We start from the raw sequence: 25,910 nt of genomic DNA on the forward strand, positions 1-25,910 counted from the left end.
TATAAAAGGGTGCTCCATTAAATAAAATAAAAATTATCATGTCATGGTTTCTCGGGAATATCATTCCATAATTTTTACCAGGAGGTTATTGAATTGCTTCTATTGATAAGTCCAATTAACACTGAAGAGGCATTTGAAGCCATAGAAGGCGGTGCAGACATAGTTGATGTTAAGAACCCATCCGAGGGCTCCCTGGGGGCTAACTTCCCATGGGTGATAAGGGAGGTCCGTGAAATGACCCCTGATAACATGCTGGTAAGCGCAACCCTGGGTGATGTACCCTACAAGCCAGGGACGGTTTCACTTGCAGCCATGGGTGCCCTTGTATCAGGGGCAGACTACATAAAGGTGGGCCTTTACGGTACAAGGAACTATGATGAGGCGGTGCATGTCATGAAGAACGTTGTGAGGACCGTGAAGGATGAATCAGACGCGATAGTCGTTGCGGCAGGATATGCAGACGCCCACCGTGTCGGTGCAGTTGATCCCATGGAGATACCAGGAGTGGCGGCTGACTCCGGAGCCGACCTTGCAATGCTTGACACTGCAGTTAAGGATGGTAAAACACTCTTTGATTTCATGGACATGGATAAACTTGAATCATTCGTTTCAATGGCATCTGAACATGGCCTGAAATCAGCCCTTGCAGGTTCGGTTGGAAGGGAGCACCTGAAGCCCCTGAAGGAGATTGGATGCGATGTTGTTGGTATCAGGGGGGCTGCATGCGTCGGCGGAGACCGTAACACAGGCAGGATTCACAGGGACGCTGTAAGGGAACTTAAGGAGCTTATAAACAGCCTCTGAATTATGTGGGAGGGTAGCATGTATCTGAAAAAATTAAAGGAAGCAGAAACCGGTTACACATTTGATGATTTCCTCCTTCTTCCCCAGGCATCATATGTGGAACCAAAGGACGTTGAAACCGGCGGCAGGGTCTCAAGGAACATTGAACTCAAGATACCCATCATAAGCTCCGCCATGGACACGGTCACTGAGTACGAGATGGCCACAGCCATGGCACAGGAGGGGGGTATCGGGGTCATCCACAGGAATATGAGCATAAGGGACCAGGTTGAACAGGTTAAGAAGGTTAAAAGATCAGGGGAACTTACCATAAGGGACGTTATAACCATCTCCCCTGATTCAACCCTGAGGGAAGCCCATGAGATAATGGATCAGGAGGAGATAAGCGGACTTCCGGTGGTTGAGGATGGAATGGTCATAGGAATCATAAGCCGGAGGGACATTGAGCCGATATTCAACTCAGATGCAGACAGGAAGGTCGACCAGGTCATGACAAGGGACGTTGTGACTGTGGATGAATCAATAACCCCTTCAGAGGCCCTTGACATTGCATATGAGAACAAGGTTGAAAGACTGCCTGTTGTCAAGGACGGCCGGATAGTGGGTATCCTGACGATGAAGGACATCCTTGAAAGGAAAAGGTACCCCAACGCCTCAAGGGACCCTGAGGGCTACCTCCGGGTTGCGGCTGCAACAGGACCCTTTGACCTTGAAAGGGCCCGGGCCCTTGATGAGGCAGGCGCCGACATACTGGCCATTGACAGCGCCCATGGACACAACATGAACCTTGTTAAGAATGCCGGGAAAATGAAGAGGGAGATAGACGCAGACCTCATAGTGGGTAACATTGCAACTGCAGAGGCCGCCGAGGACCTCATCGCACAGGACGTTGACGGCCTCAAGGTGGGCATAGGTCCCGGTTCAATGTGCACCACAAGGATAATCGCAGGGGTGGGAGTGCCCCAGCTCACAGCCATCGCCGAGGTTGCTGATGTTGCAGCAGAGTACGATGTCCCTGTAATAGCGGACGGAGGGATAAGGTACTCCGGTGACATAGCAAAGGCCATAGCAGTTGGCGCAGACTGTGTGATGCTCGGCAACCTCCTTGCAGGTACCTATGAGGCCCCGGGGGATGTGGTTGTCATGAACGGCCGTAAATATAAACAGTACCGTGGAATGGGGTCCCTGGGTGCAATGACCGGGGGCATAGGTGCCGGTACAGACAGGTACTTCCAGGAACCCAGGGGGCACATGAAGCACACCAAGGTCGTCCCTGAGGGTGTTGAGGGTGTTGTACCCTACAGGGGCACGGTGAATGAGGTGCTGTTCCAGCTTATAGGAGGTCTCAGGGCATCCATGGGATACTGCGGCGCAGCGAACCTTTATGAGATGAAGGAGAAGGCAAGGCTTGTCAGGATAACCTCAAGCGGTATCAAGGAGAGCCACCCCCACGACCTTCTCATAACCAATGAGAGCCCGAACTATCCAACACTAAAATAATTCTCTTTTTCATGACGGGACCTGAACTTGAATCTGCAGTAATCCTCTGTGGGGGTATGGGAAGGAGGATGGGTGCCGAGAAGGGCCTCCTTGAAATTGAGGGAGAACCATTCATAGTAAGGATCTCATGGGGGCTCATGGAACACTTCCAGGAGGTCCTTGCAGTATTCCGTGATGAAGACCAGATGGGAATGTATGCCGATATCCTTGATCCATCCATCCGCCTGCTTACTGATGAGGTCCCTGGCCTCGGACCCCTCGGGGGTATACTTACGGGACTTGAGAACATCTCAACCATGGCAGCCCTCTTTGTACCCTGTGACTCTCCCCTTATTACAGGGGAATTCCTGGTTAACATGAAGGTTGTTTTCTCTGAGATGGGGTCTTCGTGTGATGTGATAGTACCTGAAAATGGGGGGAGGCTGGAACCACTCCACGCGGTTTACTCAAGGAGTCTCAGGGGAGACATAAGGCTACTCTTATCCAGAAATAAAAGGAGGGTAGGGGAGCTCATTGAATCCGTGAACTCCTGCCCTGTACCGGCCATCAGACTGGATCCGTCCCTTGAAAGTTTCAGGAACTTCAACCGTCCGGAGGATCTCAGGATCTGATGTCTACTGTGCGTGGATTTCTTCCCATTTCAAGAACAAATTTGTTAACGCGCTCAATCATGTCGATGTAGTTTTCTTTATGAATTTTATTTCCATCAACAAGCGCATAGTCGGGAAGAGACCCGTATATGTTCTTAAATTCAATTATCTCATTAACCATTTCCCTATACTGCTCAAGGGTCAAACGATCCATGGATACCAACCATTGGAGTTTTTCTATAATCTCTTTCTCCTAATATATAAGTTATACGATTTTGTTTTCAGTTAATGTCAATATTAAAATTTTTAATTTATTTATGAAGAATCCTGGGGTTCCATGGACCATCAGCTGACCTCAAGCCCCTTTCCTTGGTGGGGTAAGGGTTTATGTGGGTTTCACTCTGTTATTTCAACCTTCACCCGGGGGTTGAAGGGGTTTTTCCTGACTGCAAGGGAAAAGAGGTATGGATAGTTTTCACTGAGGTGTTCCATGTACCTCACCCATTCACTGACAACCCCAGAGTACGCCCTGGTAAGGTCACCTGCAAGGTGCTGGTAATCTGTATCCGGAAGAAGACCTAAAAGATCATCCCTTGCTTCCAGTTCCTCCATAAGATGGAAGACAGCCCAGAGCATATCCGTGAAACTCTCATGTTCAAGGAGGTTGGGGTTCTCAAGGAGGCCGAGAAGGAATCCTCTCCGGGATATAAGGAATTCTTTAAGGTACTCCATGAGTTTGATGGTTTCAGGTGAGCCAAGCTTGAATCTGAACTCCATGTCAGCTATCCTGGAACCCAGTTCCCTGAAGTCCCTGCTCTCCCATGAAGTGTCTATCCTGAGTATGGATGCGATTCTTCCGCTCATGGATTCATATCCGGACACCTCCCTGAGGAATTCTGTTCCAAGTTCACTGAAGAATGCGCCTATAACCATGTTCAGTTTCTCAAGTCTTTCTGCAAGCTCCCTTGAGGATATTGCGGCTTCAACCACGATGACAACAATCAGTATCTCAAGGGGTACGAATGCAAGGTCTATGCCGATGTAGAAAAGTTCTGTTTCGGGTTTATGAAAGATCAGGTATATTATGAGGTAGATTGAGGCCGAAACAAGTATTAGGAGTGCAGAGAGTTTAACCTTCCAGTTCAGCTTTCCCATAGGATCACCATTGAGTATTTATCACTTTAATAGGGACATGATTCCGGTTTTCACAGGGTGTATATTATTGAGATGGGGTTCTGGGCCACCATCATGGTTCCCCTATCAAGCATCCGGCCCCTGGAGACACTGACCTCCGTGATCCCCACCTCGAATCCAAGGTCCCTGAGGCACCTTAACGCTTCGTACTTTGTCTCAAGTAGTATGGCGGTTACAATGATCCGTCCACCGTCCCTGAGCCTCTCGGATGCAAGTTCAAGTATCCTCCTGAGTTCCCCTCCATTCCCGCCTATGACTGCAAGGTCAATTTCCCCAAGGCCCTCAAGGGCCTCGACAGCATCAAGGTTCATTAAACTGACATTGTCGCCGAGTCCGTGTTTCTCAAGGTTCCTTCCTGTGATGCTGATGGCCCTGGGGTCCCTGTCAATTGCATAGACCCTTGAGGCGCGCTCTGCAAGTTCAAGGGTTATCCCGCCTGTTCCGCATCCAACATCAACCGCAACCTCATGGCCCCTGAGACCGGCAAGGCACATTACAAGGCATCTGACCTCAAGTTTTGTGGGTCCAGGGACATGGGGGTCCCTGATGAACTCATCATCGGGTATCAACTCATATCACCTTCAGGCTTCCTCTGATCAATGTCACCGGTCCATCTCCTGAATAGCTGGTTCTCTATTCCAAGGACATCAAGGACCTTCCCTGCTATGAAGTCAGCCACCTCTTCAATGGATGCTGGTCTGTGATAGAATCCAGGCATTGCAGGGAGGATTATACCGCCCTCCATTGAAATCTTCAGCATATTTTCAAGGTGAACGCTCCTGAGGGGTGTTTCCCTTGGCACAACCACCAGTTTCCTCCTCTCCTTGAGGCATACATCGGCGGCCCTGGTGAGGGCGTTCCCTGCATAGCCGTTTGCAATGGATGAGAGGGTCTTCATTGTGCAGGGAGCTATCACCATGGCCCTGAAGGGTGATGAGCCGCTGTTAACCGGGGATGTGAAGTCATCAGCATCGAAGCATTCATCAGCCAACTCTTCAAGGCTCTCAGGTTCCTTACCAAGTTCATAGCGGATTATTTCCCTGGCGGTGTCTGTTATCATAAGGCCAACCTTCTGGTCGAGGTCCCTGAGGGCCCTAAGGATCCTTTCACCGTAAATAACGCCGCTTGCTCCTGTCATGGCAACTATTATCATCCATATCACTACCTTAATGTTTAACCTTCACCTTCCCCGCCCGCCGTGACCTTCACCACATGTTTACAGGGACATTTTCCCGACTTTTTTTGATTTGAAGGGGAACCCTCCATAATGCATCATCACCTGAATTTAAGGTAATCCGGGACCGTCAGGCGAAGCTGTCTTGGATGGGAGGGTCTTCTTTCAGGAAGGTCCATGTAGTCATGGAGGCTGAAGTCCCTGAATGAATCCACATTTTCCCCTGGCACGTAGACGCAGATATCTGCATGGTTGAACCGGGCCTCCTTCAGGGCCCCTACAAGGCTTGATATGTGGCTCAGGTTGACTATGGAGTCCCCCACAGATACCTGGGTCCTCATCTCATCAAAGGCAGGGTACTTGGGAAGGTTCACGATAACATAGTCAGGGTCCAGGTCCATGTCCTCTGCGATTTCCTCTTCAGCCCTCTTTATCTCGGTTTCCGTGATTTTGAAGACACGGTGGGGGTCCTCGAGTTCATTCAGTTTAACGGATTCAACCATCTTGAGGAGGTCCCTGTTGTCCAGCCTCCTCATCATGTCCCCTATGAATCCTTCATGGTTCCTGCACATCACTATGAGGTCCATGTCATCATAGATGTAGATCCTTGATGCGTCCAGCTCCTTCTGGTCTATGAGCTTCCTGAGGCACCTTCTGAACATTGAGTTAACGATCCTTGTGGTGTGGTGCTGGTAGACGCTGGGATACATGAAGTACCTTGCAAGCAGAGCTGACTCCGCAGCCTGAACACCCTTCCTGTCAAGGACAAGGTCGTTCTCCATCTTCATATTGTATATCAGTCGTTCAACGTCTATTATACCGTAGGCCACACCCGTGTAATGGGAGTCCCGGAGGAGATAGTCCATCCGGTCCACATCAAGCTCTCCATTGATGGCCTGACCAAGGACACCCTCACCCCTGAGTATGCTCATCACCTGGGCAGGGTCGTATTCCTCAGATATTATATCTGAGAGCTCTGATTCCCCTACAAGTTCAAGGGTCAGGCTCTCATGGGACCTCTCAAGTACACCCTCGGATACATGTGAGAATGGACCGTGGCCGGCGTCATGGAGAAGGGCGCACAGCCTCAGAATACCAGTCTTCTCCTCACTGAGGCCAAGGTGCTCTCCAAGCCTTGATGCAAGGTACATGGCACCTATGGAGTGTTCGAACCTTGAATGGTTGGCTCCAGGGTAGATGAGGCTGGTGAATCCCAGCTGCTTTATCCTTCTGAGCCGCTGAATCTGGGGTGTATCCACAACCCTGACCTCGAATTCACTGAGCTTCAGGTTGCCGTGGACACTGTCCCTTATGAACTTCATCAGATCACAGCCCCTTAACCCCCGGACATGATGATGTTCTTCCCGCTGTCGGTGTATTCCTCCTTCTGGAAGTCAAGCTCATGCTTTGTCCTCTCGATTATCTCCGCCATGGCATCAAGGGTCTCCCTCCGGTGGGGACCTGCAACCGCGACCATGAAGAGGGTGTCTGAGGTGTAGAATTCGCCGATGTAATGGACAACGGCCACGTCCCTGACAGGGTACTTCTTCTTAACGTCCTCCACAATTTCCTCAAGGCCCTTCTGGGTTCTTTTTGGGTCAGGGGTCCTCAGCACGAGCTTCTCTGTTTTCTTATCATCCACTCCCCTGACGATTCCCTCGAAGGTGAACACTGCTCCGCACTCATCAAGGTAGGGGCTCTTCTTTAAATGTTCGATGAGATCCTCCATCCTGAAGGATCCTGCTTCATCTGTCACCTTAACGATCATTCATGGCACCTCATATCGGTTCATTCGGTTAGGGATGTTCTATCCAGCATCATACAAGTTCACTCAGTTCCTTCTGTGCAAGGTGTTTTATGCGCTCAACACCCCTTATCTCATTTATAACTTCCACAACAGACTCAGGGAGGAGTGACTGCCAGTCACCATCATCAAGCATCCTCCTCCGGACCTCCGTGCCGGAGTATTTTTCCCTGTGGAAAAGTGGGGGTGCTGTAACCTCATAGCCGTCCTCACTGAAAAGCCTCTGGACAAGGGGGTTTCCACTGTAAACACGGTCAAAGGGTGGTGTAAGCATCTTTATATGGGCCACCCAGAGGGCGTTGCATTCAATGTCCTGCACAGGGATTATATAGTACCTTGATGCGGGGATTCCGTTCTCACTGAGGGCCTTCGTCAGCATCATAACCCTCTCACCTGCGGTGAAGGGGTCCCTGGTGCTGTGGCTCAGCTGGGCGCTCCCGACGCATATTATGAGTTCATCAACCTCCCTGAGTATCCTTTTAATGACCTGCAGGTGCCCCCTGTGAAATGGCTGCATCCTTCCAACCAGCAATCCCCTCATTGATATCACCGCATAAAGGTTATTATGTCAGTAAAACTATTAGAAATATAATGATTCTAGATTATATACTCATGGGATAAAAATCTTCAGGATCAGGGATTGCAGGTGATTCAATGATACGGGTGGAAAACCTTACAAAGACCTATAAACTTGAAAATGGAGAGGAATTCAGGGCACTCTCGGACGTTAACCTTGAAGTTGAGGAGGGTGAAATCCTCGGGATAATCGGCATGAGCGGGTCAGGGAAAACAACCCTACTCAGGATCCTCAGGGGTGTTGAACCCTTTGATTCAGGCAGAATAACCCTTGATGATGTGACCGTCGAGGCATCATCCAGTCAGTACTATTTTTCAAAGCTCAAGAAGAAGACAGCCATCCATCTCCAGAGGTCCTTCGGGCTCTGGTCTGAAACAGCCATACAGAACGTTATAAGGAAACTCTACGCTGCAAGGTATGGTGATGAGTCCATGACAGACTTCGAGTACGCCTTTGACGAGTTCGGTGATGAGGCCATGGAACTCCTCAGGATAGTTGGACTGGATCATAAGGCGGATCACTTCGCACCGGTCCTCAGCGGCGGTGAGAAGCAGAGGCTCATCATGGCCAGGCAGCTTGCAAAGAAGCCCAGGGTCCTCCTCCTGGACGAACCCGCCACCATGTCCTGTCCAAGGACGAAGCAGGAGATACTTGATGCCATAAAGAACATCAACAGGGAACTGGGAGTGACGGTTGTCCTGGTATCCCATCTGCCCGAGGTCCACGAGTACCTTGCAGACAGGGTCGTTCTCATGGAGGATGGGCGCATCATCGATGAGGGGGAACCCTCCAGGATCATAGAGGAGTTCATGGGGGACATGGAGGCCCCGGTTGATTATAAACCGTCTGCCTCTGACAGGAAGATTCTCAGGGTCCGCGATATTTCAAGGAGGTTCGTCCTCCTGAGGGGTGGTGAGGTCCTTGAGATGAAGGATGTTAACCTTGACATAAATGAGGGTGAGATAGTCTCGATAATAGGGCCGAGCGGGGCCGGTAAGACGGTTCTCCTGAGGATGATCGGAGGCCTCGACTACCCTGACAGCGGCACCGTGGAGTTCAGGCTCAACAGTGAATGGGTTAACATGCACGAGCCCGGTGTCATGCGGATGGGTATAAGGAGGAAGATGGGCTTCATGCACCAGGAGTTCGCCCTCACACACCATGCCACCATAAGGAGCCAGATAGCTGCAAGGCTCGGTGTTAAGGGGGAGCATGTTGTTGATGAGGCAAGGAAGAGGGCTGAGGAGCTGGGTATAAGCGACCAGGTGCTGGACGTCCTCTACCAGCTCACTGATCTGCCTGAAACAGAGGCCCGGCAGCGCCTTGAGAAGCTCGGCCTTTCACCTGAGATACTTGAGGATCTCTTCCCCAGCTTCCCTGACAGGGAGGTTAAAAGGTATGCTGAACCCGTGTTCAGGGCACTGGACCTTCCAATGGAGATACTTGACCGCAGGTCCTATGAACTATCCGGCGGTGAGAAGGTGAGGGCGACCCTTGCCCTTGTCCTTGCATCAGGACCCGATGTACTCATACTTGATGAGCCCTTCGGGGACCTTGACCCCCTGACACTCAGGGTGGTCTCCAACTCCCTTAAGAGGATAAACATGGAGTTCGGGACAACCATCATAATGGTGAGCCACCATGTTGACTTTATAAGGGAGCTCAGCACCAGGGCCGTGATGATTGAGGATGGCAGGCTGGTCATGGATGGTGAACCAGGGGCACTGTGTGATGAATTTGTTAACAGGAGTCATGCAAGATACCTTCAGAAGGTTAAGGGGTGATTGAATGGATTTTGAAGATTTTCCGGTTGAAAATGCCCACAGAATACTGACACCAAGACCCACGGTGATTGTAACAACCGTGGATGAGGAGGGGAACATCAACGCGGCCCCCTTCTCCTTCACCATGCCAGTTTCCATTAACCCGCCGATTGTTGCCTTTGCATCTGCACCGGGCCACCATACGGCAGGGAACATCGAGAAGACCCATGAGTTTGTCATGAACATAACACCCGCCGCGATACTTGATAAGATGTGGATAACCGCAGAGAGCATGCCCGCAGGGCAGAACGAACTTGAGGCAGCAGGACTTACATGGATTCCATCAGAGAAGGTGAAGCCCCCAAGGATAGTGGAGGCTGCCGGGCACCTTGAATGCGAACTCCTGAGGATAAGTGAGATCGGTGACCATAACCTGATAACGGGTTGTGTTGTCAGTGCATCAGTACCCTCAGGGTGCATGAAGGATGGTCTACTTGATGTTGAGGCTGTGAAGCCTGTGCTCCATGTTGGGGGTAAGGAGTTTGTTATAGGGGATCATGTGAGGCGTGTTGATTGATCTAAACGTGGTGGAATGGATGTTTGAGAAGATAATGGTTCCAACGGATGGCTCTGAATACGCTGCAAGGGCTGAGGATATTGCCATTGAACTTGCCGGGCGCCTCGGTGCGGTTGTTGTGGCCGTCCATGTTATTGATGAGAAGCTGATCTACCCCTTTGAGGTCCTTGAGGAGGAGGGTAAGGAGATTCTCGGGGCAGTACAGAGGAAGGGGCGTGAGGCAGGTGTCAGGGTCGATGAGGTCCTTGTATTCGGGAGTCCGGCCCATGACATGAAGAAGATTGCTGATAAGACAGGGGCGGACCTTGTTGTTATAGCATCCCATGGAAGGTCAGGTCTTGAGAAGATCCTCATGGGCAGCGTGGCTGAGACGACCCTCAAGACGGTCACGGTACCTGTTTTACTGGTGAAGTGAACCCTAATTTTTCATCTTTTCAGGGGTAATGGCAAACTATATATACTGGTATTTTATAATCTGATATATCAAAATTTGATATATGAGGTGTTATGTTGGGAAAGATTCTGGGTGGAATAAAGGCATACCTTACAGACTGGAAGAACCTTCTAACCCACACCCTCGTAGGGGTCATGATACTTGCCATTGCAGTCTATGCACCCGTAAGCCCCTACCTCAGGATGGGTTTTGTTGGATGCGTTGTGGGTTTCAACGTTGTAAGGATGAAATACCTTGACTGAAAAACCCATTTTTTATTTCTGAGTTAAGTTCCCGAACCTTCATAGGCTCTTTTTAATGAATAACCACTTTTCAGTGCCCATAAATTTTTTGTGCAGGCCCTGGATTGTCACATGGATCCCTGGTTCACGGTGAGTGTGTAGAACTTTATACATTTTTTTGCAATCCTGGCTTGTCACCACTACTTAAATGAAGGCAGTATCTGAAAAAACCACATTTTTTTCCTGGCTAATTAACCTTCTGTTCTGAATGGATTGGATAATTATAAATTTTAGAAGGATAATAAAATAGACCAAGGAAATTCACAAGGTGTTGAATGTGAAGCGGTACAAATGCAGGATATGTGGCTACATCTACGACCCTGAAAAGGGAGAGCCAAGGACAGACACTCCACCGGGAACACCCTTCGAGGAACTCCCCGATACCTGGAGATGCCCGTCATGCGGTGCAAAGAAGAAAATGTTCAAACCACTGGATTAGACTGGAGGTGACTGAATGGATAAATACGTGTGTCAGATGTGCGGTTACATCTATGACCCTGAAGAGGGAGACCCGAATTCAGGTATAGAACCAGGAACACCCTTTGAGGAACTCCCCGACGACTGGGTATGCCCTGTGTGCGGCGTTGGAAAGGACCAGTTCAAGAAGATGGATTAAATGACCGTCAAAAGGATAGCTGACGGGGTCTACTATACTGGCACGGTTGACTGGGATCGCAGGACCTTCGATGAACTCGTGGAGATCCCCAGGGGTACAAGCTACAACTCCTACCTCATAAGGGGAAGCGGTGCATCAGCACTCATAGACACCACCGAGCCCTCAAGGGCAGGGGAACTTCTTAAAAACCTTGATTCGGTGGGAGTGGAACCAGACTACATAATATCACAGCACGCAGAACAGGACCACTCAGGAGCCCTCCCTGAACTCATAGAAAGGTACCCTGATGCTGAGGTTCTCGGAACCGCACCATGCCTTGAACTCCTTGAGAATCTCCTGGACTTCAGAGGGGATATGAGGGCCATAAAGGACGGTGAGAAGCTCTCCCTCGGGGATAAGACCCTGGAATTCAGGGTAACGCCATGGGTCCACTGGCCGGACACCATGGTAACCTACCTTGAGGAGGAGGGAATACTCTTCAGCTGCGACTTCTTCGGATCCCACCTTGCAACATCAGAGCTCATGGAGGAAAGACCCGGAGAAATCCTGAGGGAGGCCAGAAGGTACTATGCCCATATAATGATGCCCTTCCCTCAGATGGTCCGGTCCAACCTCAGGAAGATATCAGACCTTGACATATCCATCATCGCACCATCCCACGGACCCCTCATCATGGAGCCCGGGATGATAATGGATGCCTACAGCCACTGGTCCTCAGGGGGCTCAGGAAAGACGGTCATACTCCATGTCACCATGCATGGGAGCACCGAGATAATGGTATCAAGACTCACAGAGGCCCTCATGGAGCATGATGTCAGTGTGAGACCCCTAAACGTTGCATCAGCAGACTCCGGTGAACTTTTAACGGAACTGGTGGATGCATCATTCCTTGTTATAGCATCACCAACGGTACTCACCGGGCCCCACCCTAAGATTGCAGCAGCACTCTACCTTACAGGCGCCATGAGGCCGCCCATAAAGTACGCCGCAGTCGTAGGATCCTATGGATGGGGCACCCGGATTGAATCTGAGGTTAAGGGCATACTCTCCCGCCTTAACCTTGAATACCTTGACCCGGTCCTTGTGAAGGGCCTTCCAGGGGATGAAGACCTTGAGGGACTGGATGAACTTGCACTTAAGATAAGTGAATTAGGGGGTGAATATTTTGGTAAGTGAAAGTATGCAGGAGGCCCTTAACAGGCAGCTAAACGCTGAGCTTTACTCAGCATACCTCTACCTTGCAATGGCAGCCTACTATGAGGCCTCAGACCTGCCAGGATTTGCAAACTGGATGCGCGTACAGGCACAGGAGGAACTCTCCCATGCCATGAAGTTCTACGACTACCTGGTCCAGAGGGGGGCCAGGGTTGTCCTTGATGAGATAGAGAAACCACCCTTCGAATGGGAGTCCCCCCTTGAGGTGTCAAAGCACGTCCTTGAACATGAAAGGAAGGTCACCGGACTCATAAACGACCTGGTGGACCTGGCGGTCTCTGAGAGGGACCATGCAACAAACAACTTCCTCCAGTGGTTTGTGGCTGAACAGGTTGAGGAGGAGGAATCTGCAGGGGCGGTCCTCCAGAAGGTACGCCTTGCAGCGGACTCACCAAGCGCACTCCTCATGCTGGACTCTGAACTGGGCCAGCGAGTCTATAACCAACCGGCAGATGAATGATGGGGGTTAATCTATGGGTGAGAAGATATACGAACTCAGAAAGATAAAGAAAGAGGGGAGGGGGATGCCCCTCATAGGTGACAGGTTCCCTGAAATGGAGGTTCAGACAACCCACGGGATGATGAAGCTCCCCAAGGAATTCAGTGGACGCTGGTTCATCCTCTTCAGCCATCCTGCAGACTTCACACCGGTATGCACAACGGAGTTTTTGGCATTCCAGGAGGCATACCCTGAACTCAGGGAGATGGAATGTGAACTTGTGGGCCTGAGCGTTGATCAGGTCTTCTCCCACATAAAATGGATCGAATGGATAAGGGAAAACCTTGAAGTTGAGATCGAGTTCCCTGTTATTGCAGACACAGGGAGGGTTGCAGACACCCTGGGACTCATACACCCTGCAAGGCCCACAAACACGGTGAGGGCCGTCTTCGTGGTGGACCCTGAGGGGATCATAAGGGCCATACTCTACTATCCACAGGAACTTGGAAGGAACATCCCTGAAATCCTGAGGATGATCCGGGCCTTCAGGGTCATAGACGAGGAGGGTGTTGCAACACCCGCCAACTGGCCTGATAACGGGCTGATAGGTGAACGCGTAATAGTACCTCCTGCCTCTGATGTTGAAACCGCAAGGAAGAGGAAGGAGGAATACGAATGCTATGACTGGTGGCTCTGCCACCGGGAAATATGATGGGGGTGATATGATGGAGAAAAAATTCTATGAACTACCTGAACTGCCATATGGGTATGATGCCCTTGAACCCTACATATCAGAGGAGCAGCTGAAGGTGCACCACCAGAAGCACCACCAGGCCTACGTTGATGGTGCCAACGCACTCCTCAGGAAACTTGACGGGGCAAGGGAGAACGACTCAGAGGTGGACATCAAGGCAGCCCTCAAGGAACTCTCATTCCACGTAGGGGGCTACGTACTGCACCTTTTCTTCTGGGGCAACATGGGACCCGCCTCTGAATGCGGAGGGGAACCCGGAGGAAGACTTGCGGAATACATCAAAAAGGACTTCGGAAGCTTTGAAAGGTTCAGGAAGGAGTTTTCACAGGCAGCTATAAGTGCAGAGGGTTCAGGATGGGCCGTTCTGACCTACTGCCAGAGGACCGACAGGCTGTTCATAATGCAGGTAGAGAAACACAATGTCAACGTGATACCCCACTTCAGGATCATAATGGTCCTTGATGTGTGGGAGCACGCCTACTACCTTGACTATAAGAATGTAAGGCCCGACTACGTTGAAGCCTTCTGGAACATAGTCAACTGGAAGGAAGTTGAAAAGCGCTTCGAGGACCTCTTTTAATAAAAAACTTTCTTTTTTTTTGATGGGCACTTTCAGGGCGCTTAACTGTACCCTACCTGTCTTTTATGGTTCATTTTTAGGGGATCCATACCCCTGGGGATCTTATGGCCCGGGGTAAGATTTATTTTCAGGGGCACCATAAACCATTACAGTTGCACTGATTCAGGATTGATTCGAATGATCTGGAATAGGGAAATGGAATGCATATCAAGGGATGAACTCGAGGAACTGCAGCTTAAAAGACTTCAGGATACCGTGAAGAGGGCCTACGAGAACGTTCCCTACTACCATGAGAAGTTTGATGAGAACAACGTCCACCCCGAGGACATAGAAACCCTTGAAGATATAGTTAAACTCCCGTACACAACAAAGGATGATCTGCGGGAGGTCTACCCCTTTGGAATGTTCGCCGTTCCAAGGAGTGAAATAGTTGAGGTCCACACATCATCAGGGACCACCGGAAAACCAGTGGTTTCAGGTTACACAAGGGAGGACATTGAAATATGGAGTGAGGTGGTTGCCAGGGGGCTTACAATGATGGGCCTCACCGAGGACGATGTTATACAGAACACCCACGGCTACGGCCTTTTCACAGGAGGATTCGGCGTACACTACGGTGCACAGAAGATAGGTGCAACGGTGATCCCCATCTCAACGGGCCAGACAAGGAGACAGATAGAGATAATGAAGGACTTCGGCACCACGGTACTGATATTCACACCCTCCTACGGCCTCTACCTCTCTGAAATTGCAGAGGAGGAGGGATTTGACCCTGAAAAATCAAAGATAAAGGCCATAGGCTTCGGGGCCGAGATGTGGACAGAGGAGATGAGGGCCGAGATAGAGAGAAGGTTCAGGGCACCTGCATTCAACATCTATGGCCTTACAGAGATCATGGGACCCGGCGTTGCAATGGAGTGCAGCATGAAGAACGGCCTTCACATTGCAGAGGACCACTTCTTACCTGAAATAATAGATGGGAATGGTGAGAGGCTGGGACCCGGTGAACGCGGAGAACTGGTACTCACAACCCTCACAAGGGTGGGGATGCCGGTTATAAGGTTCAGGACAAAGGATATAACCTCAATAGATTATGGGCCATGTGGCTGCGGCAGGACCCTTGCAAGGATCTCAAAGATCACAGGCAGGGTCGATGACATGCTCAAGGTCAGGGGAGTTTCAGTGTTCCCATCCCAGATAGAGAAGGCGCTCCTCCGCATAGAGGGTATTGAGCCCCACTACCAGATAATAGTGACAAGGCCCCACCTCATGGATGAACTTGAGGTGAGGGTGGAGACCTCCCCTGAACTCTTCTCAGATGACATCCGGCAGATGGTAGAGACCAGGGACCGGATCGAGGAGTTCATAGAAAACGAGATAGGCCTCAGGGTTAAGGTGACCCTGGTTGAACCAGGCACGATACCAAGGAGTGAGGGGAAGGCAGTAAGGGTGATAGATAAGAGGAACCTTTAAATTTATGGTGATACCATGAGGGTTAAGCAGATATCAATATTTCTTGAAAACAAGAAGGGAAGGCTCTGGAAGGCACTGAGTACACTTGCAGAGGCAGATATAAACCTGAGGGCCCTATCACTTGCAGATACATCAGAATTCGGGATACTCAGGCTCATAGTACCTGAACCTGAACGCGCGGCAGATGTGCTTGAGAATAGCGGCTTTGTTGTTAAGCTGAAGGATGTTGTCGCAGTTGAGATGGATGACAGACCAGGGGGCCTTGCATCAATCCTTGGGGTCCTCAAGGACTATGACCTGAACCTTGACTACATATACGCATTTGTCCATGAAAAAAAGGATAAGGCGATACTCTTCATGAGTACAGAGGATCTGGATGCCCTTGAAGGGGCCCTGAGGGATGCCGGGATCCGGATGGTCCCACCAGAGGAGGTCTACTCCCTCTGAGCGGAATATTCAACCATGTCGGGCTGGGGTCTACTCCCCCTTAACCCTGACATCCTCAACCGAGTACTCTATGCCCTCATCTTCCAGTTTCTTTGTTATGCTTCTGCTCATCTTACCAACTGCAAGTACGAGGACATTCAGACCCCTCTTTGCGGCTGCAAGGGCAGCATGGGGGGTTGCAAATTCAAAATCAACATTTAAGTTTAACCTGGTCGCTGCGGCCCTTGAAACTGTCCCCATTATACCTATCCTGTCCTGACCATGGGCGAGTTCCCTTATCCTTTCAAGGTCCGCTGCCCCTGAACCGCCCTCGGATATCCCCGGGAGAACCGCGATGGTCACCTTTCCCCTCTGGAGAGGTATGGTGCCGCTGAGTTCTGTGAGGGCCACGTCCTCGCCCTCTGAGGCACTTTTCATGACTGTGGCGTGGGCTTCCCCGTTGGTCCTCCTCCGGGCGTAGAGGACGCCGTCGTCCATGAACAGTTCGACCTCATCACCTGCGTTGAGGTCCTCCCAGGCGATGGCTGGCCAGATGGACTTGTAGGAACTCATGTACTCCAGGACCTCATCGGCGTATTGCCTGAGGCTCACAGCAGCACTCTTGAGCTTCTCACCACCCCTCCGGGTTATCTTGTAGTGGGACCTTCCACTTCCTGCCTCCACAAGGCCCTCTGCTATGAGGCTCTTTATGTTCTCAGACACTGCCTGGACCGTTATTCCCAGTTCATCTGCTATATCCCGTTGCCTCACATAGGGCTGACGCCTCGCTATCTCACTCAGCACCTGGAAACGTGTAAGTTCTCCCTTCTTTCTGAAAGCCTTCATCAATTCACCTTCACCTTTTCTATGGCCCTGTTAAGGAGTTTGAGGAATTCTTCCTCATTCTCAGAGGGTATGTATGCTCCGCAGGCGGTCGCATGACCACCGCCACTACCCCCGACCTTCTCTGCCACCCTCTGCATGATTGAACCGAAGTGTATACCGTCAAATGCCAGGAGGCGAGAGCACCTCAGTGAAACCTTGAGCCCATCATCGGTTTCAGCAAGCCCTATCATGGGCCTCCTCCAGTCACCGTAGCCCAGGAGCATACCGGCAACCGTACCCACCACCGAGGTCTTCACTTCCGGCGCATGGAAGTACTGGAGGTTATCCATATCCCTTATGAGTTCCTCGTCCATTATCCGGTCAAGGGTGACCGCCAGGTAGGCCCTGTGTTCCCTGAGGATGTCCTCAAGTTCATCCAGCCTTCCATGGCGGTTCCCCCCGATGATATCCATTGCAAGCTTCCACCTTGAGTTGCGGTTACATGCGTTAACTGCGGTTGAGAACTCTGAGAGGTCCCTGAATACTGTGTACCTCTCCTCTGATCTTAACTCGTAGACCTCACCGAGTATGAGCATGGGGAGGTATTTATGGTACCTCCGGGGGACCTCATTGACCATCATACGGTATATCTCGTTGAAGAGTTTTCTTTTCTCGTCATCTGTAAGGTCACAGAGCCTCCTCTGGGTTTCGCCGTTTTTCAGGGGTATATCCAGATTCTTAAGCCTTGCTATGCACTCGTTGGTATTGTTTGTTGTGGGCAGGGTAACATCCCCGAAGTATGAGAGGGCACTTACGATGGATCTGGTGTGTCTACCGTAGATCGTAAGGTCACTGCGGCAGTCAACCACACCCTCCCTTATACTGTCCTCAAGGATCACCCGGTTGGCCCCAACCATCTTACCTTTCTTGATGTTCTGCATGTCACCCACTGCTGCAAGCAGACCCATCCAGCTGAGCTCAGTGTATCCGAACTGCCTTGCAAGTAGATATGATAGGCCACCACCTGAGATGCTGGTTGAACCATCCATTCCATAGAAGATGGGATTTATTTCAAGGAGCTCACCCCGTGGAGGTTCAAAGTTTCTATTTCGCACTGGGGGGTGGTGGTCGAGTATGAGAACACGGGAACTCCTTTCCATGTTTTCATGGATCCTCTGTCCGGATCCAAGGTCACTGAACACTGTTAGATCCGGGCCGGGTTCAACCTCGGTGACCTCATTGATGTTTATTATGCTGATCTCATGGTCCTTCCCGAGACCCTCAAGGAGTTTGCTGAGGATTGTTGCCGCTGTTATACCATCACAGTCTGTGTGGCTGTAGACTGTAACCGTCTCAGCCTCCTCAACCAGCTTACGGGCCCTTCTGAGCGCCCCTTCAAGTTCGTCCATGTTCATTATTACATACCCTCAACTCTTCTTTGAGGACCTCACAAGCCTTGCAAGTTTTATGAGCAGTTCCCTCTTACTCCCCTCATATTCAACAAGAACCCTCCCTGATGATTCCCACCAGGAGGGAGGGTATGACTTATCAGATTCCATACGGGCTTCAAGCTGGAGTTTTTTTGCAGCCCTGAGTATTTCACTGGCGGTGGGGGATTCAACCGCGTATTCAAGGGGCACCCTTCGCCCCTGGCTCCGTGATTTCCGTGAATCCAGATAGGCTGGCCATATTATCACATTTACTCCTCCATCATCCTTTCTGAAAGTTCGGCTAGCATGTCCCTGACCGTGTACCTCTGCGGGATGACTGCACCAAGACCATACTCCTCAAGTTTCCTGAGGGTTATGGGGCCTATTGCAGCCACATGTATCCCCCTGAGGGCATCGATAAGATCACTCTCTCTGTCACCTGCAATTTTAAAGAGGTTTTCCACTGTAAGGGGACTTGTGAATGTAACCGCATCCACCTCCCCTTTGATTATGCCCTCTATCATTTCCTCTGCTGGTGCTGTATCTTCTGGTATCCCGGATTGGTAGGCCTCTGCAACAAGGACCTCTGCGCCCATCTCCTCGAGCCCCCTGGGGAGGACCCTCCTTGCAGAGAGCGTCCTTGGAAGGGCCACCCTCATCCCCTCAAGGTTGTATTCCCTGAGGACCTCCAGGAGACCCTCCGCGGTGTAATCTTCCGGCACAAGATCCACCCTGAGACCCATTTCAGACGCTGCACGGGCAGTCTTGGGCCCTATAACCGCAACAATACAGTCATCCCTGAGTTTCTCATGGAAGTCCCTGCAGGTGCTGAACAGGGATTCAACAGCCGATGGGGAGGTGAATATAACCAGGTCCCATTCAGGGGCCCTCCTGCACACCTCCCTGAGGGAATCTGTTTTCAGGATCTTCAGCTCGAGGGTTGGGGCGACAAGGGCTTTTCCACCGGCACCCTCTATCAGTTTAACAGCGGCAGATACCCTCTCAGCGGGTCTTGTGAGGGCGATGGTCTTACCCCTGAGACCCTCTAATTTCCCGGTAGACATTAACAACCTCACCAACCACTATGATTCCAGGCGGCCTCAGATCCCTTTCTGCTATATCCTCGAGTGTGCCCAGGATGACCCTCTCATTCTCCGTTGTCCCCTTTTCAATCACACATACAGGGGTTTCAGGGGGCCGGTGCTTCATTATCTCCCTCATGTTCTCCTCCACGTTACCGACACCCATGAGTATTATGAGGGTATCTGCCCTGTAATCCCAGTGCACCTGTTTTTCAGGTTTTGTGGGGTCCTCGTGTCCTGTGACAACAGTGAAGGATGTTGCAACGCCCCTGTGGGTCACAGGAAGCCCTGCAGATGTGGGAACGCCCACAGCGGAGGTCACACCGGGAATGACCCTGGCCTCAACTCCGGCCTCCCTGAGCGCAAGGAGTTCCTCGCCTCCCCTTCCGAAAACGAATGGATCGCCGCCCTTGAGCCTGACCACTGTTTCATGCTTCTTTCCTTCCTCAACCAGGATCCTGTTTATCTCATCCTGTGTTTTGTGGTGTTTACCGGCCTTCTTACCTACGTATATCAGTTTTGCGTCTTCAGGGGCGTATCCAAGTATCTCCTCACCTGCCAGTCTGTCATACACAACGACATCAGCCCTCTCGAGAACCCCTATGGCCTTAAGTGTTATGAGTTCAGGGTCCCCTGGACCCGCCCCAACAAGATAAACCACCATGAGCATCACCTCTTTTTCACTGGCGGGAATCAGATCTTCATTATGCCACTGAAGAATTTGAAACCGTCATCTGATCCGAGTATCATCTCTGAGGCCCTTTCCGGGTGGGGCATCACAGCACATACCAGTCCTGATTCATCGCAGACCCCTGTTATTCCATCAAGGGAGCCGTTGGGGTTTTCACCGTGGAACTGCAGCACGACCTGGTCGTTATCCCAGACCTCGCTGACGTCTTCGTGGTAGTATCTCCCCTCTGCATGTGCAACAGGCATCCTTATAACCTCATCCCTTCTGAAGAGCCCTGTGAAGGGGGTTCTCGTGGTCTTAACCTGCAGGCTGGTCCACTGACAGTTGAATTTCGGGTGCTCATTCACGGTGAAGACCCCTGGAACGAGGCCGACCTCTGCCAGGATCTGTGCACCGTTACATATTCCGAGAACAGGTTTTTCCTCCTTAACCAGCTCCTTAACAGCATCCATAACGGGGGTTATGGCTGCGATTGCACCGGCACGCAGGTAATCCCCGTAGGAGAAGCCTCCAGGAATTATAACCGCGTCCAGGTGTCCCAGGTCCCGCTGATTCCACCATACATACTCGGGTTCTGCCCCGGCAAGTTCCAGGACATGGTAAACGTCACGGTCACAGTTGGATCCAGGAAACCTTATAACTCCCACCCTCATGTTTCAGCCTTCCATTTCCTTTATACTGAACTCGTAGTCGTGGATAACCGGGTTGCAGAGGAGGCGCTGACACATATCCTCCACCTCCCGCCTGACATCCTCAGAACTCTCCTCATCCATGGTGAATGTTATGATGTCACTTGTATCGGTATTTTCAACCTCATACCCCAGGAGTGCAAGGGCCCTCTCAATCGTGGACGCCTCCGGGTTGAGCATACCCTTCTTGAGCCTTATTCTGACCTCAACCATAAATTTCATCCCATCACCTCAGATTTTAACGTTCCATCTTTCAATGTCTTCCATCTCAAGTATCATTTCAGCAACCCTTCTGTAGGCGCTCACAACCCCCTCCTCTCCCCGGCGGAATATGTCCTTGTCCAGGGGTTTTCCGGTCTCCATGTCCCAGAGGCGGCAGGTGTCAGGGCTCACCTCATCCCCCAGGCGTATCCTTCCAGAGGAATCTCTTCCAAATTCCAGTTTGAAGTCAGGTAGAATTATGCCTTTTTCTCTGAAAAACTCCACAAGGACATCGTTTATCTTCAGTGTCATCCTCCTTATCTCTGAGATCTCGTCCCTGGTTGCTATCCCGAGGGCCAGGATTATGTCCTCATTGAGCATGGGGTCGCCGTGTTCATCGCTCTTGTAGTCCATCTGTATGATTGGGGGCCTGAATTTCTGTCCCTCAGTGAAGGGGAACCTTCTAACAATACTTCCCGCTGCAATGTTCCTCAGTATAACCTCTATGGGTATCATGTCAAGTTTCCTTGCAAGCATGCAGCCGGGTTCTGGGAGTTCCAGGTACTGGGTTGGCACACCGGCCCCCTCAAGAACCTCAAATATTTTGGCTGAAATAACAGAGTTATAGTAGCCCTTCATTTCAAGGGTGTCCTTCTTTTCACCGTCACCTGCAGTTATATCGTCCCTGAACCTCACGGCAACGATTTCAGGGTCATCTGTCATGAGAACATCCTTCGCCTTACCACTGTAGAGTGGGCCGTTTATTTTCACGTTCATGCTATCACTTTTAAAGCCTTGAGATTAAATCTCTCCTCTAAGACTTATATATGTGTAAATCTTATTAGAGTTATATTACGATTCAGTTATATAATCTTGTGAACCTTATCATGCTTCTAAGGTGGTTAAATGTGTGGCATTGTGGCTTGTATACTCAAAGATAACAGGGCGGCGCCGGTACTCCTTGAATGCGTCAGGAGACTTGAGTACAGGGGCTATGACTCTGTAGGTATTGCAACGGCAGATCCTATGATAAATATCAAGAAGGACAGGGGTAAAATCGACGAGGTAGACTCAGAGCTGGATCTTGCTGATCTACCAGGCAGCATTGGCATAGCCCATGTCAGGTGGGCCACACATGGTCTTCCAACCGCTGAGAACGCCCACCCACACACAGACTGCACCGGGGAGATAGCCGTTGTTCACAATGGGATAATAGAGAACTACCTGGAGGTCAGGGAGGAACTTGAATCAGAGGGCCATATCTTCAGGTCCGAGACAGATACAGAGGTGATACCCCACCTCATAGAGAAGTACATGGATGAGGGGATGGACCTTGAAGCCGCAACAGCCACAGCACTCAGTAAACTTAAGGGAGCATATGCCATTGCAGCCATATCCTCAAGGGAACCCGGCAGGGTGGTTGGTGCAAGGAAGGAGAGCCCCCTCATAGTGGGTGCTGGTGATGGCGAGTTCTTCCTGGCATCTGATGTCCCGGCCATCCTGAACCACACAAAGAACATCATATACCTGGATGACGGTGAGATGGTCATAATTGACGGTGATGTGAGGATAAGGGACCTTGAGGGTAACACGGTGGAGAAGGAAGTCCATGTAATTGACTGGACAGCGGACATGGCCGAAAAGGCAGGATACGATCACTTCATGATCAAGGAGATACATGAGGAGCCAGGGGCCGTCAGAGATACCCTCACAGAGATGGATGAGGTTATGCGGGTGGTGAAGGAGATAGGTGAGGTTGAAAGGGTATGCTTTGTTGCCTGCGGGACCTCCTACCATGCATCACTGGTCGGCAAGTACCTGTTTGAAAGCATCCTGGGAATACCCACCGATGTCATCCTTGCAAGTGAGTTCAGGTACTCTGCACGCGCACTCACAGACAGGACCCTTGCAGTATTCATAAGCCAGTCCGGTGAAACAGCCGACACCCTGAACGCACTGAGATCTGCAAATTCAAGGGCCAAGACCCTGGCGATAGTCAATGTCCTTGGAAGTTCAGCAACAAGGGAGGCACAGCATGTCCTCTACACGAGGGCAGGTCCTGAGATAGGTGTTGCAGCCACAAAGACGTATGTGAGTCAGCTTACCATCATATACATGCTGGTGGCTGCCATGGGCGCCCCTGAGCTAATTGAAAAACTTGAGAGGGTCCCAGCTATAATGGAGGATGCCATTGGGGATGAGGATAAGATAAGGGCACTGGCATCCCGCTACAGCAACGTGAGCGACTTCTTCTTCATAGGGCGCGGATTCTCCTATCCAACGGCCCTTGAGGGAGCCCTTAAACTCAAGGAGATAACATACATACATGGGGAAGGTTATGCCGCAGGGGAACTCAAACACGGGCCCCTGGCACTCATAGATAATGGGGTGCCTGTTGTTGCCATCTCACCCCCCGGGCCATGCCATGACAAGACCCTGAGCAACGTTGAGGAGGTCAGGGCGAGGGGTGCCAGGGTTATAGGTGTCGGGAGCACCCTTGATGAGGCCCTAATGAAGGAGGCCGATGACTTCATAGGTCTAAGCCCCGAGGTGGACGAGGTACTCTCACCCCTCGTGTACATCGTTCCCCTGCAGCTCCTCTCATACTATGTGAGTGTTGAGCGGGGACTTGACCCTGATAAGCCAAAGAACCTTGCAAAGTGTGTAACCGTTGAATGATGGAGATGACAGAAAGAATAAAGAAGTACTATGGGGCCCTGACGCTTTTATGCGTCCTTACAGGTTTATTATTCCCCCAGTTTTCAGTTTTATCAGGCTACACGCCTCTGCTTCTCGCATTTCTGGTGTTCTCCCTTGTCATTGAACACAGTCTCGAGGACTTTGGGAGGATCATCCACCACCCCCAGTTTCTTGGTCTGGTCTCTGTGTCCAATTTTCTGCTATATCCAGTTCTGGGGTTCATTTTTATTAAAACATTCAATTTCAGCGGTGATATTGTCTCGGGGATCATACTACTCTCATTTGCTCCATCACCTGTTGTTGCGGCCCTCTGGACGGAGCTATCCGGTGGTGACGGCACCCCTGCCCTTTCAGCTGCCCTTACATCGATGCTGCTATCTGTTGCAGTTTACCCTGCTGTCCTCTACCTCATGGGTGTGGCCTCACTTTCAGTGGCTTTCAGGGTATTTGAACTGCTTGTATTCACAGTATTCCTGCCTGCAGTCGCTGCACTCATCCTGAGGCTTGAGGAGGAGAGGTTTATACCTGCAAGAAAGAACCTTAACTTCCTGTCGGCGATACTTGGACTTGTGATAATAGTTGTTGCGGTTGCCCACATGTCAGGTTCGGTGAGAAGTGGTGGTGTGATGGAGATTGTCCTTATGGTATCTGTGATGCTACTTGCAGGTTTCACCTATGGCTTTATTCTTGGAAGGCTAATGGGACATGATGGGGCAGCATATGTTTACACGGCGGGTATGCGTGATGGTGTGATCCCTGTTGGCGTGGCCCTCACCTACTTTTCACCTGCAGCTGCGCTTCCTGCCACGATTTTACTTGTGGTGATGCCAGTATTCACGGGAATTGTTTACTATAAAGCTTAATCAATAAAGAAAGATGTTTTAAAGGGTGTTTATATGAATATACTAATAATACCACATGTACCTCATACGGTATGTAATATACCTGGTAGATCCAACTTTTTTATTGAAAATCTGAAAAAAAATAATGAAATTCATGTGCTGTCATGGGACATGCCATATCCCCTCACATTTAATCGAATAAGAAATTTTAGTAGTATTATAAAAAATTATACAACTTCCATAGAAGATAATATATTTGTTCATCATGTGGGCAGGACCTTTATTTTACCACCTCTTAACAGGGGGGTTGTTAATGCTCAGATAAGGGACATAATAGATAAAAATTCTATTGATGTTATATTTTCTGAAAGTTTCATATGGGATTTAGTACCTCCATTTGATGAGGTTCCTGTTATTTATGATCTGGTAGATGATCATGTAGATTCCTATAAAAATGTGCCTCTAATGATGAGGTTTATGAGTAAATTTCTTAGAATAGAAGATTCTATTGGTGAACAGATAGAAAAAGCAGACCATACAGTTTTTGTTTCATCTGTTCTGAGAGATAAATATAAAAATCTATCAAAAGAAGCATCTGTTTTACCCAACGGCGTTGAAATTAATAAATTCAGGATGGCAAAGCCGGATAGGTTTATTGATAAATTTAATTTAGATAATTATGATTATGTCCTTGGCTATGTAAGTTATTTTGGTGAATGGTCAAATCTATATGAAACAGTGAGTAACTTAATACCTTTTCTTGAGGAAAAAAATTCTGTAATTATTATAGCCGGAGTTGGTCCTGAAGTTGATAAGTTGCGAAAAATAGGATCTGATAGGGTAATATTGACCGGCATGGTTGAACATCAGCATATTCCTTCTCTTATGAAAACATTTGATGTAGGATTACTTCCTTTTAGAAAATACCCGTTTACTGATGCTGCTAGCCCTATAAAATATTTTGAATACTCAGCGGCGGGATTAAAGGTAGTTTCTTCTCCTCTTGAAGAAGTTAGAAGGATAGAATTTGGTAACACAGTGTTTTTTGATGATATTAAAGATATCAGAAATGCAGTTGAAATGGCTATAGAGATTGATTGCGACAAATCGGCTTTAATGAGATCTGTTAAGCTCTACGACTGGTCCAGATTATCAAATAGCCTTGAAAATATTCTTAAGACAAAACTATGAATCATACTATGGACTTAAGAAAAATTCATTTATACAAA

33 protein-coding genes are annotated in these 25,910 nt (G+C 49.9%); 18 read left to right on the forward strand and 15 right to left on the reverse strand.

The annotated features are described in order from the left end of the window. The first annotated feature begins 93 nt into the window (after window positions 1–93). The 3 genes from FZP57_RS02640 to FZP57_RS02650 are packed head-to-tail and all read left to right on the forward strand — an operon-like array spanning window position 94 to window position 2,915. The gene (locus tag FZP57_RS02640) at window positions 94–804 is read left to right on the forward strand and encodes a (5-formylfuran-3-yl)methyl phosphate synthase (RefSeq protein WP_074358643.1); all 711 of its coding nucleotides are present in this window, start codon (window positions 94–96) and stop codon (window positions 802–804) included. Window positions 805–822: 18 nt separating this feature from the next. Continuing rightward, window positions 823–2,304 (forward strand): IMP dehydrogenase, encoded by a 1,482-nt coding sequence (gene guaB / locus FZP57_RS02645; RefSeq protein ID WP_074359721.1) that lies wholly within the window; start codon window positions 823–825, stop codon window positions 2,302–2,304. Between the two features lie 56 nt (window positions 2,305–2,360). Further along, window positions 2,361–2,915, forward strand: a complete 555-nt coding sequence (locus tag FZP57_RS02650; RefSeq protein ID WP_238337969.1) for a molybdenum cofactor guanylyltransferase — start codon at window positions 2,361–2,363, stop codon at window positions 2,913–2,915. Here the strand turns inward: FZP57_RS02650 and FZP57_RS02655 are convergent. The 7 genes from FZP57_RS02655 to FZP57_RS02685 form a co-directional block, all read right to left on the reverse strand. Beyond that, window positions 2,905–3,108, reverse strand: coding sequence for a pseudomurein-binding repeat-containing protein (locus tag FZP57_RS02655; protein ID WP_074358645.1), 204 nt, complete (start codon window positions 3,106–3,108; stop codon window positions 2,905–2,907). The genes FZP57_RS02650 and FZP57_RS02655 overlap by 11 nt on opposite strands. Before the next feature lie 182 nt (window positions 3,109–3,290). Continuing rightward, the gene (locus FZP57_RS02660; RefSeq protein WP_074358646.1) at window positions 3,291–4,049 is read right to left on the reverse strand and encodes a hypothetical protein; all 759 of its coding nucleotides are present in this window, start codon (window positions 4,047–4,049) and stop codon (window positions 3,291–3,293) included. 50 nt (window positions 4,050–4,099) lie between these two features. After that, on the reverse strand, window positions 4,100–4,657 hold the full coding sequence (gene cbiT / locus FZP57_RS02665) for a precorrin-6Y C5,15-methyltransferase (decarboxylating) subunit CbiT (RefSeq protein ID WP_074358647.1): 558 nt from the start codon (window positions 4,655–4,657) through the stop codon (window positions 4,100–4,102). Further along, window positions 4,654–5,241 carry a UbiX family flavin prenyltransferase gene (locus FZP57_RS02670; RefSeq protein WP_074358648.1) on the reverse strand — a complete coding sequence of 196 codons (588 nt, stop codon included), beginning with the start codon at window positions 5,239–5,241 and terminating at the stop codon, window positions 4,654–4,656. The genes cbiT and FZP57_RS02670 overlap by 4 nt, the downstream gene beginning before the upstream one ends. A 122-nt stretch (window positions 5,242–5,363) precedes the next feature. Beyond that, window positions 5,364–6,584 carry an HD domain-containing protein gene (locus FZP57_RS02675; protein ID WP_074358649.1) on the reverse strand — a complete coding sequence of 407 codons (1,221 nt, stop codon included), beginning with the start codon at window positions 6,582–6,584 and terminating at the stop codon, window positions 5,364–5,366. A gap of 14 nt (window positions 6,585–6,598) precedes the next feature. Continuing rightward, complete coding sequence (locus tag FZP57_RS02680; RefSeq protein WP_074358650.1) at window positions 6,599–7,030, reverse strand: molybdenum cofactor biosynthesis protein MoaE; 432 nt, start codon at window positions 7,028–7,030, stop codon at window positions 6,599–6,601. A 49-nt stretch (window positions 7,031–7,079) separates the two neighbouring features. After that, window positions 7,080–7,607 carry a nicotinamide-nucleotide adenylyltransferase gene (locus FZP57_RS02685; protein WP_074358651.1) on the reverse strand — a complete coding sequence of 176 codons (528 nt, stop codon included), beginning with the start codon at window positions 7,605–7,607 and terminating at the stop codon, window positions 7,080–7,082. Between the two features lie 113 nt (window positions 7,608–7,720). On the opposite strand from FZP57_RS02685, the gene FZP57_RS02690 reads away from it, so the two are divergent. The 12 genes from FZP57_RS02690 to FZP57_RS02745 all read left to right on the forward strand — a co-directional run bounded on the left by FZP57_RS02690 (window position 7,721) and on the right by FZP57_RS02745 (window position 16,242). After that, a complete protein-coding gene (locus FZP57_RS02690; RefSeq protein WP_074358652.1) occupies window positions 7,721–9,427 on the forward strand; it encodes an ABC transporter ATP-binding protein in 1,707 nt (568 codons plus the stop codon). A 4-nt stretch (window positions 9,428–9,431) separates the two neighbouring features. Then, complete coding sequence (locus FZP57_RS02695; protein ID WP_074358653.1) at window positions 9,432–9,983, forward strand: flavin reductase family protein; 552 nt, start codon at window positions 9,432–9,434, stop codon at window positions 9,981–9,983. A gap of 19 nt (window positions 9,984–10,002) precedes the next feature. Beyond that, window positions 10,003–10,398 carry a universal stress protein gene (locus FZP57_RS02700; RefSeq protein WP_074358654.1) on the forward strand — a complete coding sequence of 132 codons (396 nt, stop codon included), beginning with the start codon at window positions 10,003–10,005 and terminating at the stop codon, window positions 10,396–10,398. Between the two features lie 92 nt (window positions 10,399–10,490). Next, the gene (locus tag FZP57_RS02705) at window positions 10,491–10,679 is read left to right on the forward strand and encodes a hypothetical protein (protein ID WP_238337970.1); all 189 of its coding nucleotides are present in this window, start codon (window positions 10,491–10,493) and stop codon (window positions 10,677–10,679) included. Between the two features lie 316 nt (window positions 10,680–10,995). Beyond that, window positions 10,996–11,157, forward strand: a complete 162-nt coding sequence (locus tag FZP57_RS02710; RefSeq protein ID WP_074358656.1) for a rubredoxin — start codon at window positions 10,996–10,998, stop codon at window positions 11,155–11,157. A gap of 15 nt (window positions 11,158–11,172) precedes the next feature. Next, entirely contained in the window at window positions 11,173–11,334 is a 162-nt protein-coding gene (gene rd / locus FZP57_RS02715; RefSeq protein WP_074358657.1) for a rubredoxin, read from the forward strand. After that, window positions 11,335–12,510 carry an FprA family A-type flavoprotein gene (locus tag FZP57_RS02720; RefSeq protein ID WP_074358658.1) on the forward strand — a complete coding sequence of 392 codons (1,176 nt, stop codon included), beginning with the start codon at window positions 11,335–11,337 and terminating at the stop codon, window positions 12,508–12,510. Continuing rightward, window positions 12,500–13,009 (forward strand): ferritin, encoded by a 510-nt coding sequence (locus tag FZP57_RS02725; RefSeq protein ID WP_074358659.1) that lies wholly within the window; start codon window positions 12,500–12,502, stop codon window positions 13,007–13,009. Before FZP57_RS02720 ends, FZP57_RS02725 begins: the two co-directional genes overlap by 11 nt. Before the next feature lie 13 nt (window positions 13,010–13,022). Beyond that, the gene (locus FZP57_RS02730; protein ID WP_074358660.1) at window positions 13,023–13,700 is read left to right on the forward strand and encodes a peroxiredoxin; all 678 of its coding nucleotides are present in this window, start codon (window positions 13,023–13,025) and stop codon (window positions 13,698–13,700) included. Window positions 13,701–13,713: 13 nt separating this feature from the next. Beyond that, window positions 13,714–14,322 carry a superoxide dismutase gene (locus tag FZP57_RS02735; RefSeq protein ID WP_191216568.1) on the forward strand — a complete coding sequence of 203 codons (609 nt, stop codon included), beginning with the start codon at window positions 13,714–13,716 and terminating at the stop codon, window positions 14,320–14,322. A 177-nt stretch (window positions 14,323–14,499) separates the two neighbouring features. Then, window positions 14,500–15,795 (forward strand): phenylacetate--CoA ligase family protein, encoded by a 1,296-nt coding sequence (locus FZP57_RS02740; protein WP_191216415.1) that lies wholly within the window; start codon window positions 14,500–14,502, stop codon window positions 15,793–15,795. A 15-nt stretch (window positions 15,796–15,810) separates the two neighbouring features. Next, window positions 15,811–16,242: an ACT domain-containing protein gene (locus FZP57_RS02745; RefSeq protein WP_013295432.1), complete on the forward strand. Its 432-nt coding sequence runs from the start codon at window positions 15,811–15,813 to the stop codon at window positions 16,240–16,242. A 30-nt stretch (window positions 16,243–16,272) separates the two neighbouring features. Here FZP57_RS02745 and FZP57_RS02750 read toward each other — a convergent pair whose 3' ends face one another. The 8 genes from FZP57_RS02750 to purC are packed head-to-tail and all read right to left on the reverse strand — an operon-like array spanning window position 16,273 to window position 21,916. Continuing rightward, entirely contained in the window at window positions 16,273–17,067 is a 795-nt protein-coding gene (locus FZP57_RS02750; protein ID WP_191216416.1) for a MarR family transcriptional regulator, read from the reverse strand. After that, window positions 17,067–18,461 carry a single-stranded-DNA-specific exonuclease RecJ gene (gene recJ / locus FZP57_RS02755; protein ID WP_191216417.1) on the reverse strand — a complete coding sequence of 465 codons (1,395 nt, stop codon included), beginning with the start codon at window positions 18,459–18,461 and terminating at the stop codon, window positions 17,067–17,069. Before recJ ends, FZP57_RS02750 begins: the two co-directional genes overlap by 1 nt. 12 nt (window positions 18,462–18,473) lie before the next feature. After that, a complete protein-coding gene (locus FZP57_RS02760) occupies window positions 18,474–18,686 on the reverse strand; it encodes a signal recognition particle subunit SRP19/SEC65 family protein (protein ID WP_238337971.1) in 213 nt (70 codons plus the stop codon). Window positions 18,687–18,745: 59 nt separating this feature from the next. Then, the gene (locus tag FZP57_RS02765) at window positions 18,746–19,540 is read right to left on the reverse strand and encodes a uroporphyrinogen-III synthase (RefSeq protein WP_191216419.1); all 795 of its coding nucleotides are present in this window, start codon (window positions 19,538–19,540) and stop codon (window positions 18,746–18,748) included. Beyond that, window positions 19,506–20,222 (reverse strand): uroporphyrinogen-III C-methyltransferase, encoded by a 717-nt coding sequence (gene cobA / locus FZP57_RS02770; RefSeq protein ID WP_191216420.1) that lies wholly within the window; start codon window positions 20,220–20,222, stop codon window positions 19,506–19,508. Before cobA ends, FZP57_RS02765 begins: the two co-directional genes overlap by 35 nt. Before the next feature lie 29 nt (window positions 20,223–20,251). After that, window positions 20,252–20,902, reverse strand: coding sequence for a phosphoribosylformylglycinamidine synthase subunit PurQ (gene purQ, locus FZP57_RS02775; protein WP_191216421.1), 651 nt, complete (start codon window positions 20,900–20,902; stop codon window positions 20,252–20,254). A 3-nt stretch (window positions 20,903–20,905) separates the two neighbouring features. After that, window positions 20,906–21,160 (reverse strand): phosphoribosylformylglycinamidine synthase subunit PurS, encoded by a 255-nt coding sequence (purS, locus tag FZP57_RS02780; RefSeq protein ID WP_191216422.1) that lies wholly within the window; start codon window positions 21,158–21,160, stop codon window positions 20,906–20,908. A gap of 9 nt (window positions 21,161–21,169) precedes the next feature. Continuing rightward, entirely contained in the window at window positions 21,170–21,916 is a 747-nt protein-coding gene (gene purC, locus FZP57_RS02785; RefSeq protein WP_191216423.1) for a phosphoribosylaminoimidazolesuccinocarboxamide synthase, read from the reverse strand. Between the two features lie 129 nt (window positions 21,917–22,045). Between purC and glmS the strand changes: the two genes are divergently transcribed. From glmS to FZP57_RS02800, 3 genes are read left to right on the forward strand one after another with little or no spacing between them, the layout of a single operon-like run. Continuing rightward, window positions 22,046–23,818: a glutamine--fructose-6-phosphate transaminase (isomerizing) gene (gene glmS / locus FZP57_RS02790; protein WP_191216424.1), complete on the forward strand. Its 1,773-nt coding sequence runs from the start codon at window positions 22,046–22,048 to the stop codon at window positions 23,816–23,818. A 5-nt stretch (window positions 23,819–23,823) separates the two neighbouring features. Continuing rightward, window positions 23,824–24,702: a bile acid:sodium symporter family protein gene (locus tag FZP57_RS02795; RefSeq protein ID WP_191216425.1), complete on the forward strand. Its 879-nt coding sequence runs from the start codon at window positions 23,824–23,826 to the stop codon at window positions 24,700–24,702. 33 nt (window positions 24,703–24,735) lie between these two features. Then, window positions 24,736–25,872: a glycosyltransferase gene (locus FZP57_RS02800; RefSeq protein ID WP_013295443.1), complete on the forward strand. Its 1,137-nt coding sequence runs from the start codon at window positions 24,736–24,738 to the stop codon at window positions 25,870–25,872. The last annotated feature ends 38 nt before the right edge of the window (window positions 25,873–25,910 follow it).

It is taken from the genome of Methanothermobacter sp. THM-1, from assembly GCF_009914355.1.
In the GTDB taxonomy this organism is placed as follows: domain Archaea; phylum Methanobacteriota; class Methanobacteria; order Methanobacteriales; family Methanothermobacteraceae; genus Methanothermobacter; species Methanothermobacter wolfei.

Bases quoted from the DNA above. Each gene is read 5' to 3' on its own strand.
- FZP57_RS02795 (WP_191216425.1), top strand. From the start codon at position 23,824: ATGACAGAAAGAATAAAGAAGTACTATGGGGCCCTGACGCTTTTATGC.
- glmS (WP_191216424.1), top strand. From the start codon at position 22,046: ATGTGTGGCATTGTGGCTTGTATACTCAAAGATAACAGGGCGGCGCCG.
- purC (WP_191216423.1), bottom strand. From the start codon at position 21,916: ATGAACGTGAAAATAAACGGCCCACTCTACAGTGGTAAGGCGAAGGAT.
- FZP57_RS02750 (WP_191216416.1), bottom strand. From the start codon at position 17,067: ATGAAGGCTTTCAGAAAGAAGGGAGAACTTACACGTTTCCAGGTGCTG.
- FZP57_RS02695 (WP_074358653.1), top strand. From the start codon at position 9,432: ATGGATTTTGAAGATTTTCCGGTTGAAAATGCCCACAGAATACTGACA.
- FZP57_RS02700 (WP_074358654.1), top strand. From the start codon at position 10,003: ATGTTTGAGAAGATAATGGTTCCAACGGATGGCTCTGAATACGCTGCA.
- rd (WP_074358657.1), top strand. From the start codon at position 11,173: ATGGATAAATACGTGTGTCAGATGTGCGGTTACATCTATGACCCTGAA.
- purS (WP_191216422.1), bottom strand. From the start codon at position 21,160: ATGAAATTTATGGTTGAGGTCAGAATAAGGCTCAAGAAGGGTATGCTC.
- recJ (WP_191216417.1), bottom strand. From the start codon at position 18,461: ATGAACATGGACGAACTTGAAGGGGCGCTCAGAAGGGCCCGTAAGCTG.
- FZP57_RS02685 (WP_074358651.1), bottom strand. From the start codon at position 7,607: ATGAGGGGATTGCTGGTTGGAAGGATGCAGCCATTTCACAGGGGGCAC.
- FZP57_RS02765 (WP_191216419.1), bottom strand. From the start codon at position 19,540: ATGTCTACCGGGAAATTAGAGGGTCTCAGGGGTAAGACCATCGCCCTC.
- cobA (WP_191216420.1), bottom strand. From the start codon at position 20,222: ATGGTGGTTTATCTTGTTGGGGCGGGTCCAGGGGACCCTGAACTCATA.
- FZP57_RS02730 (WP_074358660.1), top strand. From the start codon at position 13,023: ATGGGTGAGAAGATATACGAACTCAGAAAGATAAAGAAAGAGGGGAGG.
- FZP57_RS02650 (WP_238337969.1), top strand. From the start codon at position 2,361: ATGGGAAGGAGGATGGGTGCCGAGAAGGGCCTCCTTGAAATTGAGGGA.
- FZP57_RS02670 (WP_074358648.1), bottom strand. From the start codon at position 5,241: ATGATAATAGTTGCCATGACAGGAGCAAGCGGCGTTATTTACGGTGAA.
- FZP57_RS02655 (WP_074358645.1), bottom strand. From the start codon at position 3,108: ATGGATCGTTTGACCCTTGAGCAGTATAGGGAAATGGTTAATGAGATA.
- FZP57_RS02705 (WP_238337970.1), top strand. From the start codon at position 10,491: ATGTTGGGAAAGATTCTGGGTGGAATAAAGGCATACCTTACAGACTGG.
- FZP57_RS02800 (WP_013295443.1), top strand. From the start codon at position 24,736: ATGAATATACTAATAATACCACATGTACCTCATACGGTATGTAATATA.
- purQ (WP_191216421.1), bottom strand. From the start codon at position 20,902: ATGAGGGTGGGAGTTATAAGGTTTCCTGGATCCAACTGTGACCGTGAC.
- FZP57_RS02735 (WP_191216568.1), top strand. From the start codon at position 13,714: ATGGAGAAAAAATTCTATGAACTACCTGAACTGCCATATGGGTATGAT.
- guaB (WP_074359721.1), top strand. From the start codon at position 823: ATGTATCTGAAAAAATTAAAGGAAGCAGAAACCGGTTACACATTTGAT.
- FZP57_RS02740 (WP_191216415.1), top strand. From the start codon at position 14,500: ATGATCTGGAATAGGGAAATGGAATGCATATCAAGGGATGAACTCGAG.
- FZP57_RS02690 (WP_074358652.1), top strand. From the start codon at position 7,721: ATGATACGGGTGGAAAACCTTACAAAGACCTATAAACTTGAAAATGGA.
- FZP57_RS02675 (WP_074358649.1), bottom strand. From the start codon at position 6,584: ATGAAGTTCATAAGGGACAGTGTCCACGGCAACCTGAAGCTCAGTGAA.
- FZP57_RS02660 (WP_074358646.1), bottom strand. From the start codon at position 4,049: ATGGGAAAGCTGAACTGGAAGGTTAAACTCTCTGCACTCCTAATACTT.
- FZP57_RS02680 (WP_074358650.1), bottom strand. From the start codon at position 7,030: ATGATCGTTAAGGTGACAGATGAAGCAGGATCCTTCAGGATGGAGGAT.
- FZP57_RS02745 (WP_013295432.1), top strand. From the start codon at position 15,811: ATGAGGGTTAAGCAGATATCAATATTTCTTGAAAACAAGAAGGGAAGG.
- FZP57_RS02720 (WP_074358658.1), top strand. From the start codon at position 11,335: ATGACCGTCAAAAGGATAGCTGACGGGGTCTACTATACTGGCACGGTT.